The sequence below is a fragment of the Aquitalea palustris genome (assembly GCF_003693445.1).
GTDB lineage: Bacteria > Pseudomonadota > Gammaproteobacteria > Burkholderiales > Chromobacteriaceae > Aquitalea > Aquitalea palustris.
Window position 1 is genome coordinate 21604 of the sequence record NZ_RFAR01000046.1, and the last position, 16411, is coordinate 38014.

Annotated in this window: 16 protein-coding genes; 1 reads left to right on the forward strand and 15 read right to left on the reverse strand. The window is 60.3% G+C overall.

What is annotated here, in order from left to right; genetic code table 11:
* Positions 1 to 49 precede the first annotated feature (49 nt).
* The 15 genes from EAY64_RS11460 to EAY64_RS11530 all read right to left on the reverse strand — a co-directional run bounded on the left by EAY64_RS11460 (position 50) and on the right by EAY64_RS11530 (position 14150).
* Positions 50 to 1633, reverse strand: coding sequence for a DUF3369 domain-containing protein (locus tag EAY64_RS11460; RefSeq protein WP_103524900.1), 1584 nt, complete (start codon positions 1631 to 1633; stop codon positions 50 to 52).
* On the reverse strand, positions 1630 to 3174 hold the full coding sequence (locus EAY64_RS11465; RefSeq protein WP_103524901.1) for a sensor histidine kinase: 1545 nt from the start codon (positions 3172 to 3174) through the stop codon (positions 1630 to 1632). Before EAY64_RS11465 ends, EAY64_RS11460 begins: the two co-directional genes overlap by 4 nt.
* A gap of 257 nt (positions 3175 to 3431) precedes the next feature.
* A complete protein-coding gene (locus tag EAY64_RS11470; protein WP_103524902.1) occupies positions 3432 to 4313 on the reverse strand; it encodes a DMT family transporter in 882 nt (293 codons plus the stop codon).
* A gap of 98 nt (positions 4314 to 4411) precedes the next feature.
* Positions 4412 to 5869: an NAD(P)H-hydrate dehydratase gene (locus tag EAY64_RS11475; RefSeq protein WP_103524903.1), complete on the reverse strand. Its 1458-nt coding sequence runs from the start codon at positions 5867 to 5869 to the stop codon at positions 4412 to 4414.
* 3 nt (positions 5870 to 5872) lie between these two features.
* Positions 5873 to 6493 carry a flavin prenyltransferase UbiX gene (locus tag EAY64_RS11480; protein WP_103524959.1) on the reverse strand — a complete coding sequence of 207 codons (621 nt, stop codon included), beginning with the start codon at positions 6491 to 6493 and terminating at the stop codon, positions 5873 to 5875.
* Positions 6494 to 6599: 106 nt separating this feature from the next.
* Entirely contained in the window at positions 6600 to 7442 is an 843-nt protein-coding gene (gene rapZ / locus EAY64_RS11485; protein ID WP_103524904.1) for an RNase adapter RapZ, read from the reverse strand.
* Positions 7423 to 8379 (reverse strand): HPr(Ser) kinase/phosphatase, encoded by a 957-nt coding sequence (hprK, locus tag EAY64_RS11490; RefSeq protein ID WP_059287117.1) that lies wholly within the window; start codon positions 8377 to 8379, stop codon positions 7423 to 7425. The genes rapZ and hprK overlap by 20 nt, the downstream gene beginning before the upstream one ends.
* Positions 8372 to 8836, reverse strand: a complete 465-nt coding sequence (gene ptsN / locus EAY64_RS11495) for a PTS IIA-like nitrogen regulatory protein PtsN (protein ID WP_103524905.1) — start codon at positions 8834 to 8836, stop codon at positions 8372 to 8374. The genes hprK and ptsN overlap by 8 nt, the downstream gene beginning before the upstream one ends.
* Before the next feature lie 121 nt (positions 8837 to 8957).
* Complete coding sequence (hpf, locus tag EAY64_RS11500) at positions 8958 to 9281, reverse strand: ribosome hibernation-promoting factor, HPF/YfiA family (protein WP_103524906.1); 324 nt, start codon at positions 9279 to 9281, stop codon at positions 8958 to 8960.
* A gap of 69 nt (positions 9282 to 9350) precedes the next feature.
* Positions 9351 to 10781, reverse strand: a complete 1431-nt coding sequence (locus tag EAY64_RS11505; protein WP_103524907.1) for an RNA polymerase factor sigma-54 — start codon at positions 10779 to 10781, stop codon at positions 9351 to 9353.
* 3 nt (positions 10782 to 10784) lie between these two features.
* The gene (gene lptB, locus EAY64_RS11510) at positions 10785 to 11516 is read right to left on the reverse strand and encodes an LPS export ABC transporter ATP-binding protein (RefSeq protein ID WP_103524908.1); all 732 of its coding nucleotides are present in this window, start codon (positions 11514 to 11516) and stop codon (positions 10785 to 10787) included.
* Positions 11513 to 12070: a lipopolysaccharide transport periplasmic protein LptA gene (lptA, locus tag EAY64_RS11515; RefSeq protein WP_103524909.1), complete on the reverse strand. Its 558-nt coding sequence runs from the start codon at positions 12068 to 12070 to the stop codon at positions 11513 to 11515. Before lptA ends, lptB begins: the two co-directional genes overlap by 4 nt.
* The gene (lptC, locus tag EAY64_RS11520) at positions 12060 to 12620 is read right to left on the reverse strand and encodes an LPS export ABC transporter periplasmic protein LptC (RefSeq protein WP_103524910.1); all 561 of its coding nucleotides are present in this window, start codon (positions 12618 to 12620) and stop codon (positions 12060 to 12062) included. Before lptC ends, lptA begins: the two co-directional genes overlap by 11 nt.
* Positions 12617 to 13141 carry a KdsC family phosphatase gene (locus EAY64_RS11525; RefSeq protein WP_103524911.1) on the reverse strand — a complete coding sequence of 175 codons (525 nt, stop codon included), beginning with the start codon at positions 13139 to 13141 and terminating at the stop codon, positions 12617 to 12619. Before EAY64_RS11525 ends, lptC begins: the two co-directional genes overlap by 4 nt.
* 28 nt (positions 13142 to 13169) lie before the next feature.
* On the reverse strand, positions 13170 to 14150 hold the full coding sequence (locus EAY64_RS11530; protein ID WP_103524912.1) for a KpsF/GutQ family sugar-phosphate isomerase: 981 nt from the start codon (positions 14148 to 14150) through the stop codon (positions 13170 to 13172).
* Positions 14151 to 14366: 216 nt separating this feature from the next.
* Here EAY64_RS11530 and EAY64_RS11535 point away from each other — a divergent pair, with 216 nt between their 5' ends.
* Positions 14367 to 16334, forward strand: a complete 1968-nt coding sequence (locus EAY64_RS11535) for a monovalent cation:proton antiporter family protein (RefSeq protein ID WP_103524913.1) — start codon at positions 14367 to 14369, stop codon at positions 16332 to 16334.
* The last annotated feature ends 77 nt before the right edge of the window (positions 16335 to 16411 follow it).

Here is a 16411-nt window from a genome sequence, read left to right on the forward strand (position 1 = left end):
AAAAGCCGCCTCAGCGCAAGCTGCAGGCGGCTTTGTTCTTGATGCGGACCTATAGTTCGAAGGGCAGCCGTCCTTGCTCCACCATATCGCACAAGGCGCTGACAACGATTGGATCAAATTGGCTGCCAGCGCGGCTGCGGATATAGTCCAGCGTTTCCGACAGCTCCCATGGCTCCTTGTAGGGGCGCTTGTTCAGCAGGGCATCAAACACATCCACCACCGCCACGATGCGGGCGGAGAGCGGAATTTGCTGCTCTTTCAGCTTGTTGGGGTAGCCATTGCCATCGAAGTGCTCGTGGTGACCACCGGCAATTTCAGAACCCAGTGACAGATAGCTCTGCCCCTCCACCATCTGTGCCGACTTGGCGAGAATGCTGGCGCCAATACCGGCATGCTGCTCCATGATGCGCCGCTCTTCCGGGTCCAGTTTGCCAGGCTTGAACAGGATGTGATCCGGCGTACCAACCTTGCCGACATCGTGCAGGATGCTGGCCATGCCCACCATGTCCATGAATTCGGCCGTGAGCAGATCCAGATATTGTCCGCGCTGGCGGATTTCGCCGGCAATGGCATCGGTGAGTTTCTGCACCCGTAGTACGTGGGCACCGGTATCGGTATCACGGTACTCGGCCAGGGCTGCCAGTGCCACCACGGTGGCTTCCTGCGAATGACGCAGCTGGTTGTAGAGATAGAGGTTATCGTAGGCTGAAGAAATGCGCTGGCAGAATACCTCCAGCAGATTGCGTTCCACATCGTCCAGCGGCCAGGGCGGGGTGAAGTGCACGGCGAATTCGCGCCCGTTTTGTGCAGTAATGCACAACACATCGTAGGGGTGCTGGTAGATATTGCGCTTTTCATGCAAGGCGCGCCGGATGGCGCTGGCCAGGTCCGGATAGTCGTCCAGGCTGCCACTTTCCAGCAGGCATTCATAAGCACCGGCAGCCGCCAGGATTTCCAGTTGCGGCCGCCCCGTCATGTCCGGTGTGCTTTCCACACACAGGATGCCGTCGGTGCCGACATCCAGAATGGCGCTGATCTGTTTGAGCACACCAGAGGCGAACTCCTTCAGCGAGAACATCTGGTACAGATCGGCCGCCCCTTCCAGAATCTTGGCCAGACCCTGGCGGTTTTTCTCGATGGTGATCAGGTTTTCGTAGGCACGCAGCGAGGCGATCACGGTGGTGAACAGCTTTTGGACGGTCAGCTCGGTCTTGGTCTTGTAGTCGTTGATATCGTAATTGAGGATGACTTCCTGTTCCGGAGCCTGGCCTGGTTGGCCGGTGCGCAGCACGATGCGTGTCGTGCTGATCTGCAGCTCCTCGCGGATGCGGCGGACCAGTCGCAGGCCTGCGTCGTCTGTTTCCATCACCACGTCCAGCAGTATCAGTGCCACGTCGCCATGCAGTTGCAGCATTTGCAGGGCTTCGCCCGCCGAGTAGGCGCTCAGCAGCTCGAGTGCACGATCCTTGTAGCGGATATTGCGGATGGCCAGTGCGGTGGCACTGTGCACATCCGGCTCGTCATCCACGATCAGGATCTTCCATGGATGCTTGTACTGGGGCAAAGGCTTGCTCTGTTCTGGCGGGTCGTCATCCAGCAGCCAGTCGTCGTCATTTGCTTGCTGCTGACTCATTGCTTGAACTCCTTGTGCTGGATTTCAGGGGCGATGCAAGGCATGGTGATGATGAAGTTGCTACCTTTGCCGGCTTCGCTGTGTACCTCGATACTGCCACCCAAACGTTGCCGGATGATGTTATAGACGATGTGCAGCCCCAGTCCGCTGCCACCACTGCCACGGCGGGTGGTGAAGAAGGGGTCGAAGATACGGCTGAGGTTTTCGGCAGGGATGCCCTTGCCGTTATCCTGAATGCTCAGCTTGACGTTATTGTTGCTGCTGCGCTCGGCATGGATGCTGATGGTGCCGCCGGGCTTTTCATCAAAGCCATGCACCAGGGCATTCACCAGCAGGTTGGTGATGACTTGCGACACCGCGCCCGGATAGCTGTCCAGCAGCAGGTCGTCTTCGCAGGAAATTTCGATGCTGGTCTGCGAGCGTTTGAAACGCGGCTTGAGGCTGGTGACGATTTCACTCAGATAGTCATTGAGCTGGAAGTCGCGGCGCTGCTCGCTGGTTTGATCTACCGCCACCTGCTTGAAGCTGTGGATCAGGTTGGCAGCACGTTCTGCATTGGACAAAATCAGCTCGCAGCACTCTTTGGCCGTATCCAGATAAGCCTGGAAATCGCTCTTCTTGATGCCGCCGTTATCCAGTTTTTCCGTGATGTGCAGGGTGGTGGTGGCCAGGTGCGAGGCCGTGGTCAGGGTAATGCCGACCGGCGTGTTGATTTCGTGGGCCACGCCAGCCACCAGGCTGCCCAGCGAGGCGAGTTTTTCCGCCTCGACCAGGGTTTGCTGGGTCTGCACCAGCTGGCGCAAGGCCAGCTCTGCATTGTCCTTTTCCTGACGGGCCTGGGCCTCGGCTGCCGTGCGCATGGCAAGGTCGGCAGAAATGCGGTCGACAATGCGGTTGAAACTGCGGGTCACCGCGCCGAATTCATCCTGGGTTTGCTGCGAGATACGGGAAGACTTGGCATCGTCACTGCTGGCCGCACGATTCAGCGCATCTTGCAGCCGTTTCAGCGGATCGAACACGAAGCGGTTCAGGTTGTAGGTCATCACGAAGAAGATCAGTACATCCAGTACCACGATTTCCAGCAGGATTTCCAGCAAGTGCACCAGCTGGCGGTGTTCCAGCTGGCTGCGCGACAGGTAAACGGTGGCCGTGCCAAGCTTTTCACGATTCTGGTAGATGATGGGCAGGCTCAACACGTCATCACTGCCGGGTTTTTCGGAGGGAGCCATGTCGCGCAGGGTATTGTTGTCGCTGCGGATGCGGCCAATGTTCAGCCCGGCGTCTCCGGTGATGCGGATGGCCACCACGGAGTTCCAGCCCAGTTCGGCGTCCAGTGTCAGGCGGGTATAGGAGTCGTCCATCTGCCAGACCCCATGTGGCAGGGACAAGGACAGCCGTGCTTGCAACGAGGCACGCTGTGCCTGGTAATCTGCTTCATCCTGGCTGCGGTTCTGGTTGTATGACAACAGGCCGGTGATCGCCACGATCACGGTCACCCCCATCATCAGCCAGAGCCTGAGCTTTGATTTGATACTGTTCATTGATTTTATTATCCCTCTTACCCTGTTTGAATCCTAGAAACTCAACCCGGGAATTGCCACATCTGTTTGCTAAGCATGTTGGCATCGCAGTATGAAGCTGTCACGGCTGTCGCGTGTGATGGGGATAATTTAAAGGTTTATGCTTGCAAATGGCAGTACAACAAGCAGGTGGGCACTGAGGAATGCGGTTTTTTTGCACTCTTGTGCTGTTGAAATCAGTTCCCCTAAGTGTATTTGAACTGAACTAAAGTGCAGTTTTAGTGGATTTTCCCCAGTTTCTGCAGCAGTAGCCCGCCCAGAATCAAGCCCAGTCCGATCAGGGTGGAGGGCAGGATGGGTTCGCCAACAATGAAGTGGATCAAGCCCAGCGACAGTAGTGGCGACAGGAAAATCAGATTGGCGATGCGTGCGGTACTGCTGGTGAGCTTCATTGCGCTCAGCCACAGCACGAAGGTGAAGCCCATCTCCAGGCCGCCGACATAGGCAGCACCTGCCAGGCCTTGCCAGGCCACTGGCTTGAGTTCGCCGCTGAGGGCGCAAAAAGCCAGTGTCAGTGGCAGGGACAGCAAGAAGTTGAGCGTGAGTCCGATCACTGGTTCACGCTGGTCGCGCGCATTGAAAATCCAGTAACCCGCCCAGAGCAGGGTGGATGCCAGGGCGAAGCCGACACCTGGCAGGCTGGAAAAGTGCAGCTGTAGCAGCTGGCCGTGGGTGCCGATGACCAGCACCCCCAGATAACAAATCACCGCGGCCAGCATGTCATGCCGGCTCAGTTTGTGTTTGAGCAGGGGCACCGACAGCAAGGTCATGGTCAGTGCCCAGGTGTAGTTGATGGCCTGGGCTTCCTGTGCCGGAAGCAGAGCGTAAGCCTGGAACAGGATCAGGTAGTAGGCGAGCGGATTGACTGCACCCAGCAGCAGCGAGCGGCGCCAGTGCTGGCGCAGGGCCGGTAGCAGGCTGCCAAGGCGGCCTTGCCACAGCAGGATGGAAAGCAGGCTGAGGGTGGAGGCAATGCTTGCATACAAAACAAGCTGGGCAGGTGACAGATGCTGCAAGCTGATCTTGAAGGCAGTGGCCACGGTAGACCAGGCAAGAACGGCAGAAAGCCCTAGCAGGTAAGCTTTTTTTTGTTGAGGCAAGACAATTCTCCACCATATTGGTGGCTTATTTTACACAGGGCCAGCATGCTGTGCGAGTTGGAATTGTATACAAAAAATGGGGTTGAGCGGGTAGCGGACTAGAGCAGGCGGTTCAGCCAGTGGCTGCAGCGCTGGCTGGTGGCCGATGCGGTCAGGCCAATGGGCCCACCTGCCTGTTGCTGGTATTCATCACCGGCCAGTCCGTGTACCCGCGCGGCCAGACTGCTGGCGGCACGCGCATCCATGCCCTGGGCTAGCAGGGCGGCGATCAGCCCGGTCAGTACATCTCCCTGACCGGCGGCAGCCAGTGCCGGACCGCCACTGGTATTGAGCAGATAGGGTTGCCCAACGCTCACGATCAGGCTGCCGGCACCCTTGAGTAGCACGGTGCACTGGAAACGTTCGGCCAGCTGACGGGCGGCGGCCAGGCGGTCACCTTGCACGGTGGCGGTTGGGCAAGCCAGCAGGCGCGCTGCTTCTGCCGGGTGCGGTGTCAGTATGGTACTTGCTGTGCGTTTGGCCAGTGTGTGCTGCAGGTCGGCATTGCTGGCCAGCAGGTTCAGGGCATCGGCATCCAGCACCAGTGGCAGGGGGCTGGCCAGGGCCCGCGTGAGCCATTGCCGGGCCGGTTTGTCCTGACCCAGGCCGGGACCAAGCGCCAGCACGTCGGCGGCAGGCAGCGGCATGGCCGGGTCGGCATGTTGCAGCATCAGCTCCGGACAGGTGGGGTCAACGGTCAGGCTGCCATCCAGTGTCAGTACATGCACTTTGCCGGCTCCGGCAGCCAGTGCTGCGCGACCGGCCAGCAGGGCAGCACCCAGCATGCCGCGATTACCGCCAATGATGCATAGCGTGCCATTGCTGCCTTTGTGGCTGTCGCGTTGGCGTTGCAGTGGGCTGGCATCCTGCCGGTTCAGATAGCCTTCGGCTGGCGGGAGCAGCGCTTGCGGGCAGTCGAGTGCGGCCAGTTCGATTTGACCGGCATGGTCGGCACCGGCGGCATAGAACAGCCCCGGTTTGTGACAGAGAAAGGTCAGGGTATGGCTGGCGCGGATGCAGGCCTGTTGTGCCTGCCCGGTGTAAGGATCCAGCCCGCTGGGGCAGTCCAGCGCCAGTTTCAGGCAGTCCAGCTGATTGAGCTGAGTCATGGCGGCGGCCCAGTCAGCCGACAGCGGGCGGCTGAGGCCGATGCCGAACAGGCCGTCGATCAGCAGGTCTGGCGTCGGGTAATCGTCTGCCAGCTGCTGCAGCGGAATCCCGCCAGCCTGGCGTATGGCCTGCAGTGCAGCCTGGCTTTGCGGGTTGCTGGCGGCTTGCGGTAGCAGGATGTCCACGCTGTAGCCTGCCTGCATCAGCAATAGCGCAGCATACAGTGCATCACCACCGTTATTGCCGGGGCCGGCTGCCACCAGGATGCGCGCATCGTTGTGCAAGTGACATCCCACCCAGTCGGCGGTAGCGCGGGCAGCGCGTTGCATCAGATCCAGCCCTTGCAGCTCGGCTTCGGTTTCGAGCCGGCGCAAGGCCGGCAAGCTCCACAACGCGTTTTCCCGCATGGCTTACTCCTTGTGTGCTTCACCCCAGCGTGGCATCAGCTGATGGGGAATGCGTAGCTGATCCAGAATACGTGCCACGACAAAATCCACCATGTCATCGACACTAGCTGGATGGGTATAGAAACCTGGCGATGGCGGCAGGATGACCACGCCCAGCCGCGCCAGTTGCAGCATATTTTCCAGGTGGATGACCGACAGCGGGGTTTCGCGCGGTACCAGGATCAGCTTGCGGCCTTCCTTGATGCTGACATCGGCCGCCCGCTCAATCAGATTGTCGCTCATGCCATGGGCAATGGCAGCCAGCGTACCCATCGAGCAGGGGCAGACCACCATGGCATCTGCCGGATTGGAGCCGGAGGCCACAGGAGCAAACCATTCTTCACGGCCAAATACGGCCAGTTGTTCTGCTTGTGCGCCGGTGCGCTCGTATAGCCATTGCTGTACCTCGGCAGGGCGCGAGGGCAGTTGCAGATTCATTTCCTGCTTGGCCACTACCTGGGCGGCTTGTGAGTACAGAACCCACACGCGGATGCCGGCGGCGATCAATGCATCGATCAGGCGCAGGCCGTAAGGTAGACCGGAAGCTCCGGTCAGGGCGACGGTAACGGTTTTGGGTATGGACATCAGCATCTTCCATGGGCAGGGATCTTGCCGATGCTGTGGGCAGGATCCACAAGGGCTTGGCGGTGTGGAGGGGCGGCACTGCCCGCAGGCAGCGGCCAGTGCCGGTTCAGGCTTCGCGAAACAGCTGGCGGTGGCGCAGCAGCACCTGTTCGGCAGCAAAGGCCCGTGCCAGTTGTTCGGTAATATAGACCGAGCGGTGCTGGCCGCCGGTACAACCAATGGCAACCGTCAGATAGCTGCGGTTTTCCCGGCTGAACTCCGGCAGCCATTTGGCTACCAGATGACGAATGTCTTCGGTCATTTCAGCCACCTGTGGCTGTTGCAGGAAAAAGTCGACAATCGCCTGATCACGGCCGGTCAGTGGACGCAGCGCTGGATCGTAGTAGGGGTTGGGCAGGCAGCGCACATCGAAGACATAGTCGGCATCCAGCGGGACGCCATGCTTGAAACCAAAGGACTCGAAGATGATGGTCAGCCGGCTGCTATCCGCCTCGACCAGTTCCTTGATCCAGCTTTTCAGCGCATTGGCCGATAACTCGCTGGTGTCGATGCGAATGCCCATTTCCTGAATGCTGGCCAGTAACTCCTGCTCCAGCCGGATGCACTCTTCCACGGTGGAGCCACTGCCGGACAAGGGGTGGCGTCGACGGGTTTCGGAGAAGCGCTTGACCAGGGTTTCCGACTTGGCTTCCAGAAACAGCAGCCGTACGTCCACGCCTTGCTGGCGCAGCTTGTCCACTTCCTCTGGCAAGGCGCCCAGCGAAGGGCTGGAACGGGTATCCACGCTAATGGCGATCTGCTCGTAGCCGTAGTCGGCATACAGCGACATGGCCTCATGCAGCATGGTGGCCGGCAGATTGTCCACGCAGTAATAGCCGGAGTCTTCCAGCGCGCGCAGGGCGATGGATTTGCCGGAGCCGGACAGGCCGCTAATCAATATCAGGCGCATTTTCCTGATCTCTGAGGAAGTTGGTATGGCGTTCGATGAATTCGCGGGTGCTGTCGATGCCACGCAGTTGCAGGATGTAATTGCGTACTGCCGCTTCCACCAGCACGGCCAGGTTGCGGCCTGCCGCCACCGGCAGTACTACCTTGCGTACGGTCACCCCCAGAATATCCTGGGTTTCCGACTGGATATTCAGTCTATCCAGCGCCTGCATGGCCTGGTCGTTGGCCTTGACCAGATGGATGATCAGTTTGAGCACCTTTTTCGGCCGGACGGCGGTTTCACCGAAAATGGTACGGATATTCAGAATGCCCAGGCCACGCACTTCCAGAAAGTCGCGCAGCAGCGGCGGGCAACGGCCTTCCAGCGTTTCCGGGCCGATGCGGTAGAGTTCAACTGCATCGTCAGCCACCATGCCGTGACCGCGCGAAATCAGTTCCAGCGCCAGTTCGCTCTTGCCCATGGCCGAGTCGCCCATGATCAGCACGCCGATTTCCAGCACATCGAGAAAAACGCCATGCAGCACCGTTGAAACCGCCAGCGCGCGCGCCAGATAGATGCGCAGCACATCCATCAGGTAGGGGCTTTCCAGCGGTGTGCTCATCAGCGGCACATTATGGGTGTGGCAGTAGTCGCGCAGCAGCTTGGGCACCTGCTGGCCATTGGCCACCATCACCACCGACATGGTCTTGTGGAACAGCTGGTCCAGCGCGGTTTTGGCGGCGGACTGTTCCAGCCGGTTCAGGTAGTCGACTTCGGCCAGCCCCAATACCTGTACTCGGTTGGGGTGGATGAAGTTGAGGTGACCAACCAGGGCCAGCGTGGGGCGTTGCTCGTCATTGCCGATGGGGCTGTCGGCACCACCGGTGCCGGCCACCCAGGTCAGATTGAGCTTTTGCTGATTGTCCTGATACAGCCGGCGCACGGTGATGCTAGGCATTATTGGTATTCCATGCAGTGAGCAACTGGTAGAGCTCGGCGCGGTTGGTGGCGGTCAGCAATTGTTCACGCAGCTGTTTGCTGGAGAAGAGCTGGGCCAGTTCCGACAGCACTTGCAGATGCAGGTCGGTGGCTTGTTCCGGGACCAGCAGCACAAACAGGCTTTGTACCGGCTTGCCATCTGGCGCATCGAAGGGGATGGGGTTCTTCAGCCGGATAAAAATGCCGGCGGCTTCCTTCAGGCCACGGGCACGGCCATGCGGAATGGCGACTCCCTGGCCCAGTCCGGTGGAGCCAAGCTTTTCCCGGGCAAACAGGCAGTCGAAAATTTCACTGCGCGCAATGCCGTGGGTGTTTTCGATAAGGAGGCCCACCTGCTCGAAGACGCGCTTCTTGCTGGCGACATCCAGGTCCGGGAGGATGTGATCCTGTGTCAGGATTTTGCCGATCAGGCTCATAGGAGTGTGTGCACGCGGCTACAAAAACTGGCCAATTCTACGTTGCCTTCATCAAAATGAAAAAGGCTCGCTGCAAATAAAAACGGGAACCCGCTGGGTTCCCGCATCGTCGGTCAGGTGATTACAGGGTGGCTTCCGGTTGAACCTGCGGAGTCACGCGGTGTTCGCTCTGTTTTTCCTTGTGCTTGAGTACCTGTCGATCCAGCTTGTCCATCAGCGAGTCGATGGCAGCGTACATGTCGGAGTCGGTGGCTTCTACGTGGATGTCCTTGCCGGAGAGGTGAACGTTGACTTCCGCCTTTTGCACCAGCTTGTCTACCGACAGGGTGACAGTAACGTCGATGACGTGATCGACATGGCGGGTGACACGTTCCAGCTTGCTTTCCAGGAATTCGCGGAGGGCCGGGGTTACTTCGAGGTGGAGACCGGTTACTTTGAGGTTCATACCCTAACTCCTTCTTGTGTTGACTGCCCGGTCGGGTCGGCCGGGCGAGCGGATATTCTTCAAGGCGCCCTACAGTGCCTTGCGCAGGTTGACCGGTGGAATCTGCATAGCTTCACGATACTTCGCAACGGTACGTCTTGCAACCTGCATGCCCTGTTTACCCAATTCGTCGGCAATGGCGCTGTCGGAAAGTGGCTTGGCCGTATTTTCGCCGTCTATCATGCGGCGGATATGGGCCTTGATGGCAGTGGCCGAGCATTCGCCGCCACTGTCGGTTTCCAGGGAACTGCCGAAGAAATATTTCAGCTCGAACAAGCCACGCGGGCAGAGCAGGTATTTCTGGGTGGTCACCCGGGAAACGGTTGATTCATGCAGCCCCAGCTCGTCTGCGATATCGCGCAGGATGAGCGGACGCATGGCCACTTCTCCGTGTTCAAAGAACGCTTGCTGCCTTTCGACTATAGCTTCTGACACTTTCAGGATAGTGTCAAATCGTTGCTGGATGTTTTTTACCAGCCATTTTGCTTCCTGCAGGCGGCCGGAAAGTTCGCCTGCACCAGCGCGATTTTCCGACAGCATCTGGGCATACAGCTGGTTGACCCGCAGTCGCGGCACGGCACCGTTATTGAGTTCGGCTACCCAGCGGCCACGACGTTTGCGCACGGTAACATCGGGAATGACGTAGTGCACGTCTTCGCCGCCGAAACCGGCTGCCGGATGAGGGGTCAGCCGGGCGATCAGTTGCTGGGCCTGGCGGATGGCATCGTCGTCTACACCGAGTAGGCGTTTGAGCCGGGTATAGTCGCGATTGCCCAGCAAACTCAAGTGTTCTGCCACGATCTTGCGCGCCAGCGCATGGCCGTTCTCCTGCGGTGGCAGACGGTCCAGTTGCAGGCAGAGCGATTCGGCCAGCGAGCGCGCAGCGATGCCGGCGGGGTCGAATTGCTGCAACAGGCGCAGGCCGACCATCAGTTCGTCGGTTTCCAGCTCCAGCTCCAGCGGCAAATGGCTGGCCAGTTCTTCCAGATCGATGCTGAGGAAGCCGTTGTCGTCCAGTTCTTCGATCAGCAATTGCACGATGGCCTGATCGCGGGTGGGGAGCGTCAATTCGCCCAGCTGGGCCAGCAGGTGCTCGCGCAGGCTGACCGGGCAGGGGACGTTGAGCATGGGGTCGAACTCGTCGTCGCCGTCGTTGCGGCGGCTGCCGCTGCCCCAGTCTGTGAGTTCACCGCTGCTGTCGTCACGCTGGTTGCTGTCGCTGTCCGTGCTGTCAGAGGAGGGTGTGCTGTCTTCTGCCGTCGCTGGGGTGTCGCTGCTGCTGGTGCTGCTTTCTTGTGTCGGGGTGTCGTCGCCACGTTCCAGCATGGGGTTGTCCAGCAGGAAGCGCTCGACTTCGGTTTGCAGGTCGAGCGTGGACAGCTGCAGCAGCTTGATCGACTGCTGCAGTTGCGGCGTAAGCGTGAGTTGCTGCGAGACCCTGAGCTGTAGTGACTGTTTCATGGCTTACAGGTGGAAGTGTTCGCCAAGGTAGACCTGGCGCACTTTCTCGTTGTTGACCAGTTCTTCCGGTTCGCCGGAGGCCAGTACCGAGCCGTCGCTGATGATGTAGGCGCGGTCGCAGATGCGCAGGGTTTCCCGTACGTTGTGGTCGGTAATCAGTACGCCGATGCCACGTTGTTGCAGGAAGGTGATGATTTTCTGGATGTCGATCACGGCAATCGGGTCGACGCCGGCAAAAGGCTCGTCCAGCAGGATGAAGCGTGGGCGGGTGGCCAGTACGCGGGCGATTTCCACCCGGCGTCTTTCACCGCCGGACAGCGACAGGGCATTGCTTTCGCGCAGGTGGGCGATATTGAGGTCGTCCAGCAGCAGGCTGAGTTCCTTCTCCAGCTTGTCACCTTTGTAGCCGGCGATTTCCAGTACGGCGGTGATGTTTTCCTCCACCGTCATCTTGCGGAAAATCGAGGCTTCCTGCGGCAGGTAGCCCAGGCCAAGGCGGGCGCGCTGGTGGATGGGCAGGTGGGTGATGCTGTTGCCATCCAGGGTGATTTCGCCTTCATCGGCGCCGATCAGGCCGACAATCATGTAAAAGCTGGTGGTTTTGCCGGCGCCGTTGGGGCCGAGCAGGCCGACTACTTCGCCGCTCTGGATCTGCAGGGCGACATCCTTGACGACGGTACGTTTCTTGAAGCGCTTTTTAAGCCGCTCCACTTTCAGAATGCTGGGGCCGCTCATGGTGCGTTTCCGTCGGGTTTCTTGGCGGCAGGGGCGGTGGTGTCCCTGGGCTTGGGCTGAATGATGGCGGTGACGCGGCCACCATTGCTGCTGGCGCCGCTGCTGACTTCATACAGCTCGGTTTCGGTGTTGTAGGTGATCACGTTGCCGATGACCAGGTCGCTGCCGCGTTTGACGCGGGCATTGCCGGTGAGTACGGCGACATGGGTGACGGTGTTGTAGTCCAGCTGGTTGGCCTGGCCTTCAATCCAGTCGTTTTTTCCATCCATTTTCTGGCGGAACATCACCTGGCGGCCGGTGGCCTGCATGGTCTGGTTACCCTGCTTGTCCTGGGTGACGGTGGCGCGGTCGGCGTTCAGTTTCAGTGTGCCCTGCACGATGATCACATTGCCCTGCCAGACGGTCACGCCTTTGAGCTGATCCAGGTTGCCGCGATCGGCACTGATTTCAATGGGTTTGTCGCGGTCGGCCTTTTCTGCGTGTGCACTGTGGCCGACGCACAGCGAAAGCGCCAGCAAGGCCAGGCGGGCGTAGCTGCGGCATTTATTTTTCATAAGTGACCTTTGCATTGGACAGCAGCTGCAATTGGCCGGTCTGCTGTTCATAGATGAAGCCGACGGCGCTGCCGCTCGACTTGCCGTGATAGAAGTGGGTCAGCGTGGCGGCCTGCGCGATGTGGCGCACGGTATCGATACGCATATTGCTGCTGACCACGCGGGTTTCCGGCTGAGTGGCGCTGGCCGGCTGGATCAGCGTGACTTTCTTGTCAAACAGCGCCTGTCTGGTTTTGCTGTTATAGCGCCCGCTGTCGCCAATGGCATGGTAGGCCAGTACACCGTTCTTGTAGCTTTGCAGGTCGGGTGTTTCAAAATAGGACTCGGTGCGGTCGGGGTACTGCCACATGCGGCTGGCGATCATTTTTTCCTGCAGCATGCCCTTGGGGTCGTAGCGGGTGGCGACGACGCCATCCACCACGACTTCCGGCTTGTTGGGGTCGAGTTCGCGCTTGCTGGGCTCCCAGCGCGATACCGTATCCAGCCAGACTGTCAGCAGACCGGTGATGAGGACCAGCAGGATGGGAAACAGCCGGTGCGAACGGATCATGCCAGATACCTGGCCAGAATGGCGTCGAAATTGCCCTGCGCCTGCATGATGAGCTCGGCCAGTTCGCGCACCGCCCCCTGGCCGCCGGGAAAGCCGGTGACGTAATGGGCGTGCTGGCGTACCAGGGTGGGGGCAGCCGGTACGGCGACGGCCAGCCCGACACGGCGCAGCACGGGCAGGTCGATCAGGTCGTCACCGATGAAGGCGCATTGCTCCGCCGTGACGCCAGCCTGCTCCAGCAATTGGGCCAGTGCTTCCTGCTTGTTGTGGATGCCGCCAAAGTAGAAATCGATACCCAGGGCCTGGGCGCGATGTTCCACGCAACGATCGGCGCGGCCGGAGATGATGGCCAGCCGCACTCCGGTGGACTGCAGCAGCTTGAGGCCCAGACCGTCCTGCACGTAGAAGGATTTGCTTTCTTCGCCCTGGGCGTTGTAGTAGATGCGGCCGTCGGTGAGGACGCCGTCCACATCCATGATCAGCAGCTTGATCTTGCGGGCTTGTTCGGTGATGGCTTGCATGGGTTTCCTTGTTGGCGCGCTAGCCGGGCTAGACCACGCCGGCCTTGAGCAGGTCGTGCATGTGGATGGCGCCGGCCAGTTTGCCGTCGGCATCCACTACCAGCAGGCTGGTAATGCGCCGCTGCTCCATCAGGTGAACCGCCTCGGTGGCCAGCTTGCTGTGCAGGATGGTTTGCGGGGCGGGGCTCATCACCTGGTCGATGTTCAGGTCGTAGATATTGCCGGAGTGCTCCAGCGTGCGGCGCAGGTCACCATCGGTATAGATGCCGCAGATGACATTGTCTGCGCTGGCGATGGCTACCATGCCCAGTCGCTTGTGCGACATTTCCAGCAGGGCGTCTTTCAGCGCGGTGCCGGGCGTGACGCGCGGCAGCTCTTCGCCGCTGTGCATCAGGTCCTTGACGTGTACCAGCAGGCGACGGCCCAGGCTGCCGCCGGGATGAGACAGGGCGAAGTCTTCCGGGCCGAACTGGCGTGCGTCCAGCAGGGTAACGGCCAGAGCATCTCCCAGTGCCATCTGCACCGTGGTGCTGGTGGTGGGGGCCAGGCCTAGCGGGCAGGCTTCCTTTTCTACCTGGGTGTCCAGCAGGATGTCGGCTTCCCGTCCCAGCGAGGAGGCCGGATTGCCGGTCATGGCGATCAGCACCAGGCCCTTGCGCTTGAGTGCGGGCAGCAGGGCGACTACTTCGCCGGATTCCCCGGAGTTGGACAGGGCGATGACCACGTCCTGTGCGGTAATCATGCCCAGATCGCCGTGGGCGGCTTCGGCCGGATGGACGAAGAAGGCCGGGCTGCCGGTGCTGGCCAGGGTGGCGGCAATCTTGCGGCCGACGTGGCCGGACTTGCCCATGCCCGTGACAACAATGCGGCCGGTGCAGGCCAGAATGGCCTCGACCGCGCGCAGAAAGTCACCATTCAGGCGACGGGACAGGGCCAGAATTGCGTCCGCCTCGGTTTGCAGCACTTCGCGTGCCAAATCGAGCCGGGACCTTGCTTGAGCTTTTTCCATGGGGGAAAGTATATCAAAGGTTATAATCGGCGGAGTCACAAGCTGGTGCATCTTTTGCTTGTCGGCTGATTAACAATCATTGCGCGCTACGGTTTTAGCCATTGTTCATGGCTGTTTCTGCGCGGGGTCGGGGGTAATTTCCAGTTTTGCGCCCGGCTGGCCTTGTCCGCATCATGCCTTTTTTCTCGTCCGGTTTTACAGGAGATTGTCGCACCAATGCATTCGCTTGCTCCCATTGTGCTGGTTCTGCTGGCCGCCGTACTGTCCGTTACCCTGTGTCGCAGCTTGCGGGTGCCACCGATGCTGGGCTATCTGGTGGTGGGCTTTCTGGCCGGCCCCGGTGTGACCAGCCTGATTCCGGATGGCGAGGAAACCCAGTTTCTTGGTGAGATCGGTATTGTCTTCATGATGTTTTCCATCGGGCTGGAGTTCTCCCTGCCCAAGCTGCGGGCGATGCGGCATCTGGTGTTTGGCCTGGGGCTGGCCCAGGTGCTGGCGACCATGCTGCTGATTGCGCTGGTGATGGGTTGGCTGTCCGGCTCGGCGCTGTCCGGCTTTGCCGTGGGGGGCGCGCTGGCGATGTCGTCCACCGCCATTGTCAGCAAGCTGTTGACCGAGCGGCTGGAGCTGAATCAGCAGCACGGCCAGCTGGCGATTGGCGTGCTGCTGTTTCAGGACATCGCGGTGGTGCCCTTGCTGATTCTGCTGCCGGCCTTTGCCGGGGGTAGTGAAACCTTGTGGATGGATCTGGGACTGGCGGCGGTGAAAGTGGTGGTGGTGATGGCACTGCTGCTGTTCTTTGGCCAGCGCCTGGTGCGGCCGTGGTTTCATCTGGTGGCGCGTCAGCGTTCCGGCGAACTGTTCATGATCAATGTGCTGTTGATCACCCTGGGGGTGGCCTGGCTGACCGAGTTGTCCGGCCTGTCGCTGGCGCTGGGCGCTTTTGTTGCCGGCATGCTGATTTCCGAAACGGAATACCGCTATCAGGTGGAGGAGGACATCAAGCCCTTCCGCGATATTCTGTTGGGCTTTTTCTTTGTCACTGTCGGCATGCGCCTGCAGCTGTCGGTACTGTTTGACCGCTTTGGTGAAGTGGCGCTGATGCTGGGCCTGCTGCTGCTGGCCAAGCTGGGCATTGTCTTCGTGCTGGGGCGTTTGTTGCGCCATCAGCCCAATCATTCCATGCGTGCTGGCCTGGCGCTGGCGCAGGGCGGCGAGTTCGGCTTTGTGCTGCTGGCGCTTTCCGGCAACCTGGGCCTGATTGCCGAAAGCACCGAGCAGGCGGCCATTGCCGCCATCTTGCTGTCGATGCTGGTGGCGCCGTTCATGATCATGCATGGCGAGGCCATTACCCGCCGGCTGGTGAAGCAGGACTGGATGATGCAGGCCTTGAGCCTGCACCACCTGCTGGTGGAGAGCATGGGCAAGTCCGACCATGTGCTGATTTGCGGCTATGGCCGAAGCGGCCAGGCGCTGGCCCGTTTGCTGGAAACCGAGAGCATTCCCTTTTTCGCTCTGGACATGGACCCGGAGCGGGTGCGCGAGGCCGGTGAGGCCGGCGACCCGGTGGTGTTCGGCGATGCCGGCAAGAAGGAAGTGCTGGTGGCTGGTGGCCTGATGCGCGCCAAGGTGGTGGTGGTGACTTTTGCCGATACCCATGCCGCCTTGCGCATTTTGCATACGGTACAGGCTGCCCGGCCGGATTTGCCGGTGATCGTGCGTACCGTGGATGACAGTGATATCGATTTGCTGCGCAAGGCCGGGGCCGACGAGGTGGTGGCCGAGGTGATGGAAGGCAGCCTGATGCTGGCTTCGCAGGCGTTGATGGTGCTGGGCGTACCGCTGAATCGGGTGCTGCGGCGTATCCGTTCGGTGCGGGAAGAGCGTTACAACCTGTTTCGCGGTTTCTTCCGTGGTGCCAGCGACGATGCCGAAGGGCTGGACGAGGCGCTGGTGCCGCGTTTGCTCAGTATCCAGGCCTGCCCCGGCGCCCATGCCATCGGCCGGCCGCTGGGTGAGCTGCATCTGCAGCAGTTGGGCGTAGAGGTGAAGTCGGTGCGCCGCAACAGCATCCGCCGGCTGGACTTCGATGCTGATTTTGAAATCGATGCCAACGATGTACTGGTACTGCTGGGCACGCCGGAACAGCTGGCGCTGGCTGAGGCGCGCATTCTGGAAGGCTGAGCGGCTGCGTGTCCCTGCTGCAATGAACAAGGCCGTGTCATCGACACGGCCTTGTGCTTGACTGCACGGCTTGCGGG

Coding starts and splice junctions, on each gene's coding strand:
- EAY64_RS11460 (WP_103524900.1), bottom strand. CDS start 1,633: ATGAGTCAGCAGCAAGCAAATGACGACGACTGGCTGCTGGATGACGAC.
- EAY64_RS11465 (WP_103524901.1), bottom strand. CDS start 3,174: ATGAACAGTATCAAATCAAAGCTCAGGCTCTGGCTGATGATGGGGGTG.
- EAY64_RS11475 (WP_103524903.1), bottom strand. CDS start 5,869: ATGCGGGAAAACGCGTTGTGGAGCTTGCCGGCCTTGCGCCGGCTCGAA.
- EAY64_RS11480 (WP_103524959.1), bottom strand. CDS start 6,493: ATGTCCATACCCAAAACCGTTACCGTCGCCCTGACCGGAGCTTCCGGT.
- rapZ (WP_103524904.1), bottom strand. CDS start 7,442: ATGCGCCTGATATTGATTAGCGGCCTGTCCGGCTCCGGCAAATCCATC.
- hprK (WP_059287117.1), bottom strand. CDS start 8,379: ATGCCTAGCATCACCGTGCGCCGGCTGTATCAGGACAATCAGCAAAAG.
- ptsN (WP_103524905.1), bottom strand. CDS start 8,836: ATGAGCCTGATCGGCAAAATCCTGACACAGGATCACATCCTCCCGGAC.
- hpf (WP_103524906.1), bottom strand. CDS start 9,281: ATGAACCTCAAAGTAACCGGTCTCCACCTCGAAGTAACCCCGGCCCTC.
- EAY64_RS11505 (WP_103524907.1), bottom strand. CDS start 10,781: ATGAAACAGTCACTACAGCTCAGGGTCTCGCAGCAACTCACGCTTACG.
- lptB (WP_103524908.1), bottom strand. CDS start 11,516: ATGAGCGGCCCCAGCATTCTGAAAGTGGAGCGGCTTAAAAAGCGCTTC.
- lptA (WP_103524909.1), bottom strand. CDS start 12,070: ATGAAAAATAAATGCCGCAGCTACGCCCGCCTGGCCTTGCTGGCGCTT.
- lptC (WP_103524910.1), bottom strand. CDS start 12,620: ATGATCCGTTCGCACCGGCTGTTTCCCATCCTGCTGGTCCTCATCACC.
- EAY64_RS11525 (WP_103524911.1), bottom strand. CDS start 13,141: ATGCAAGCCATCACCGAACAAGCCCGCAAGATCAAGCTGCTGATCATG.
- EAY64_RS11530 (WP_103524912.1), bottom strand. CDS start 14,150: ATGGAAAAAGCTCAAGCAAGGTCCCGGCTCGATTTGGCACGCGAAGTG.
- EAY64_RS11535 (WP_103524913.1), top strand. CDS start 14,367: ATGCATTCGCTTGCTCCCATTGTGCTGGTTCTGCTGGCCGCCGTACTG.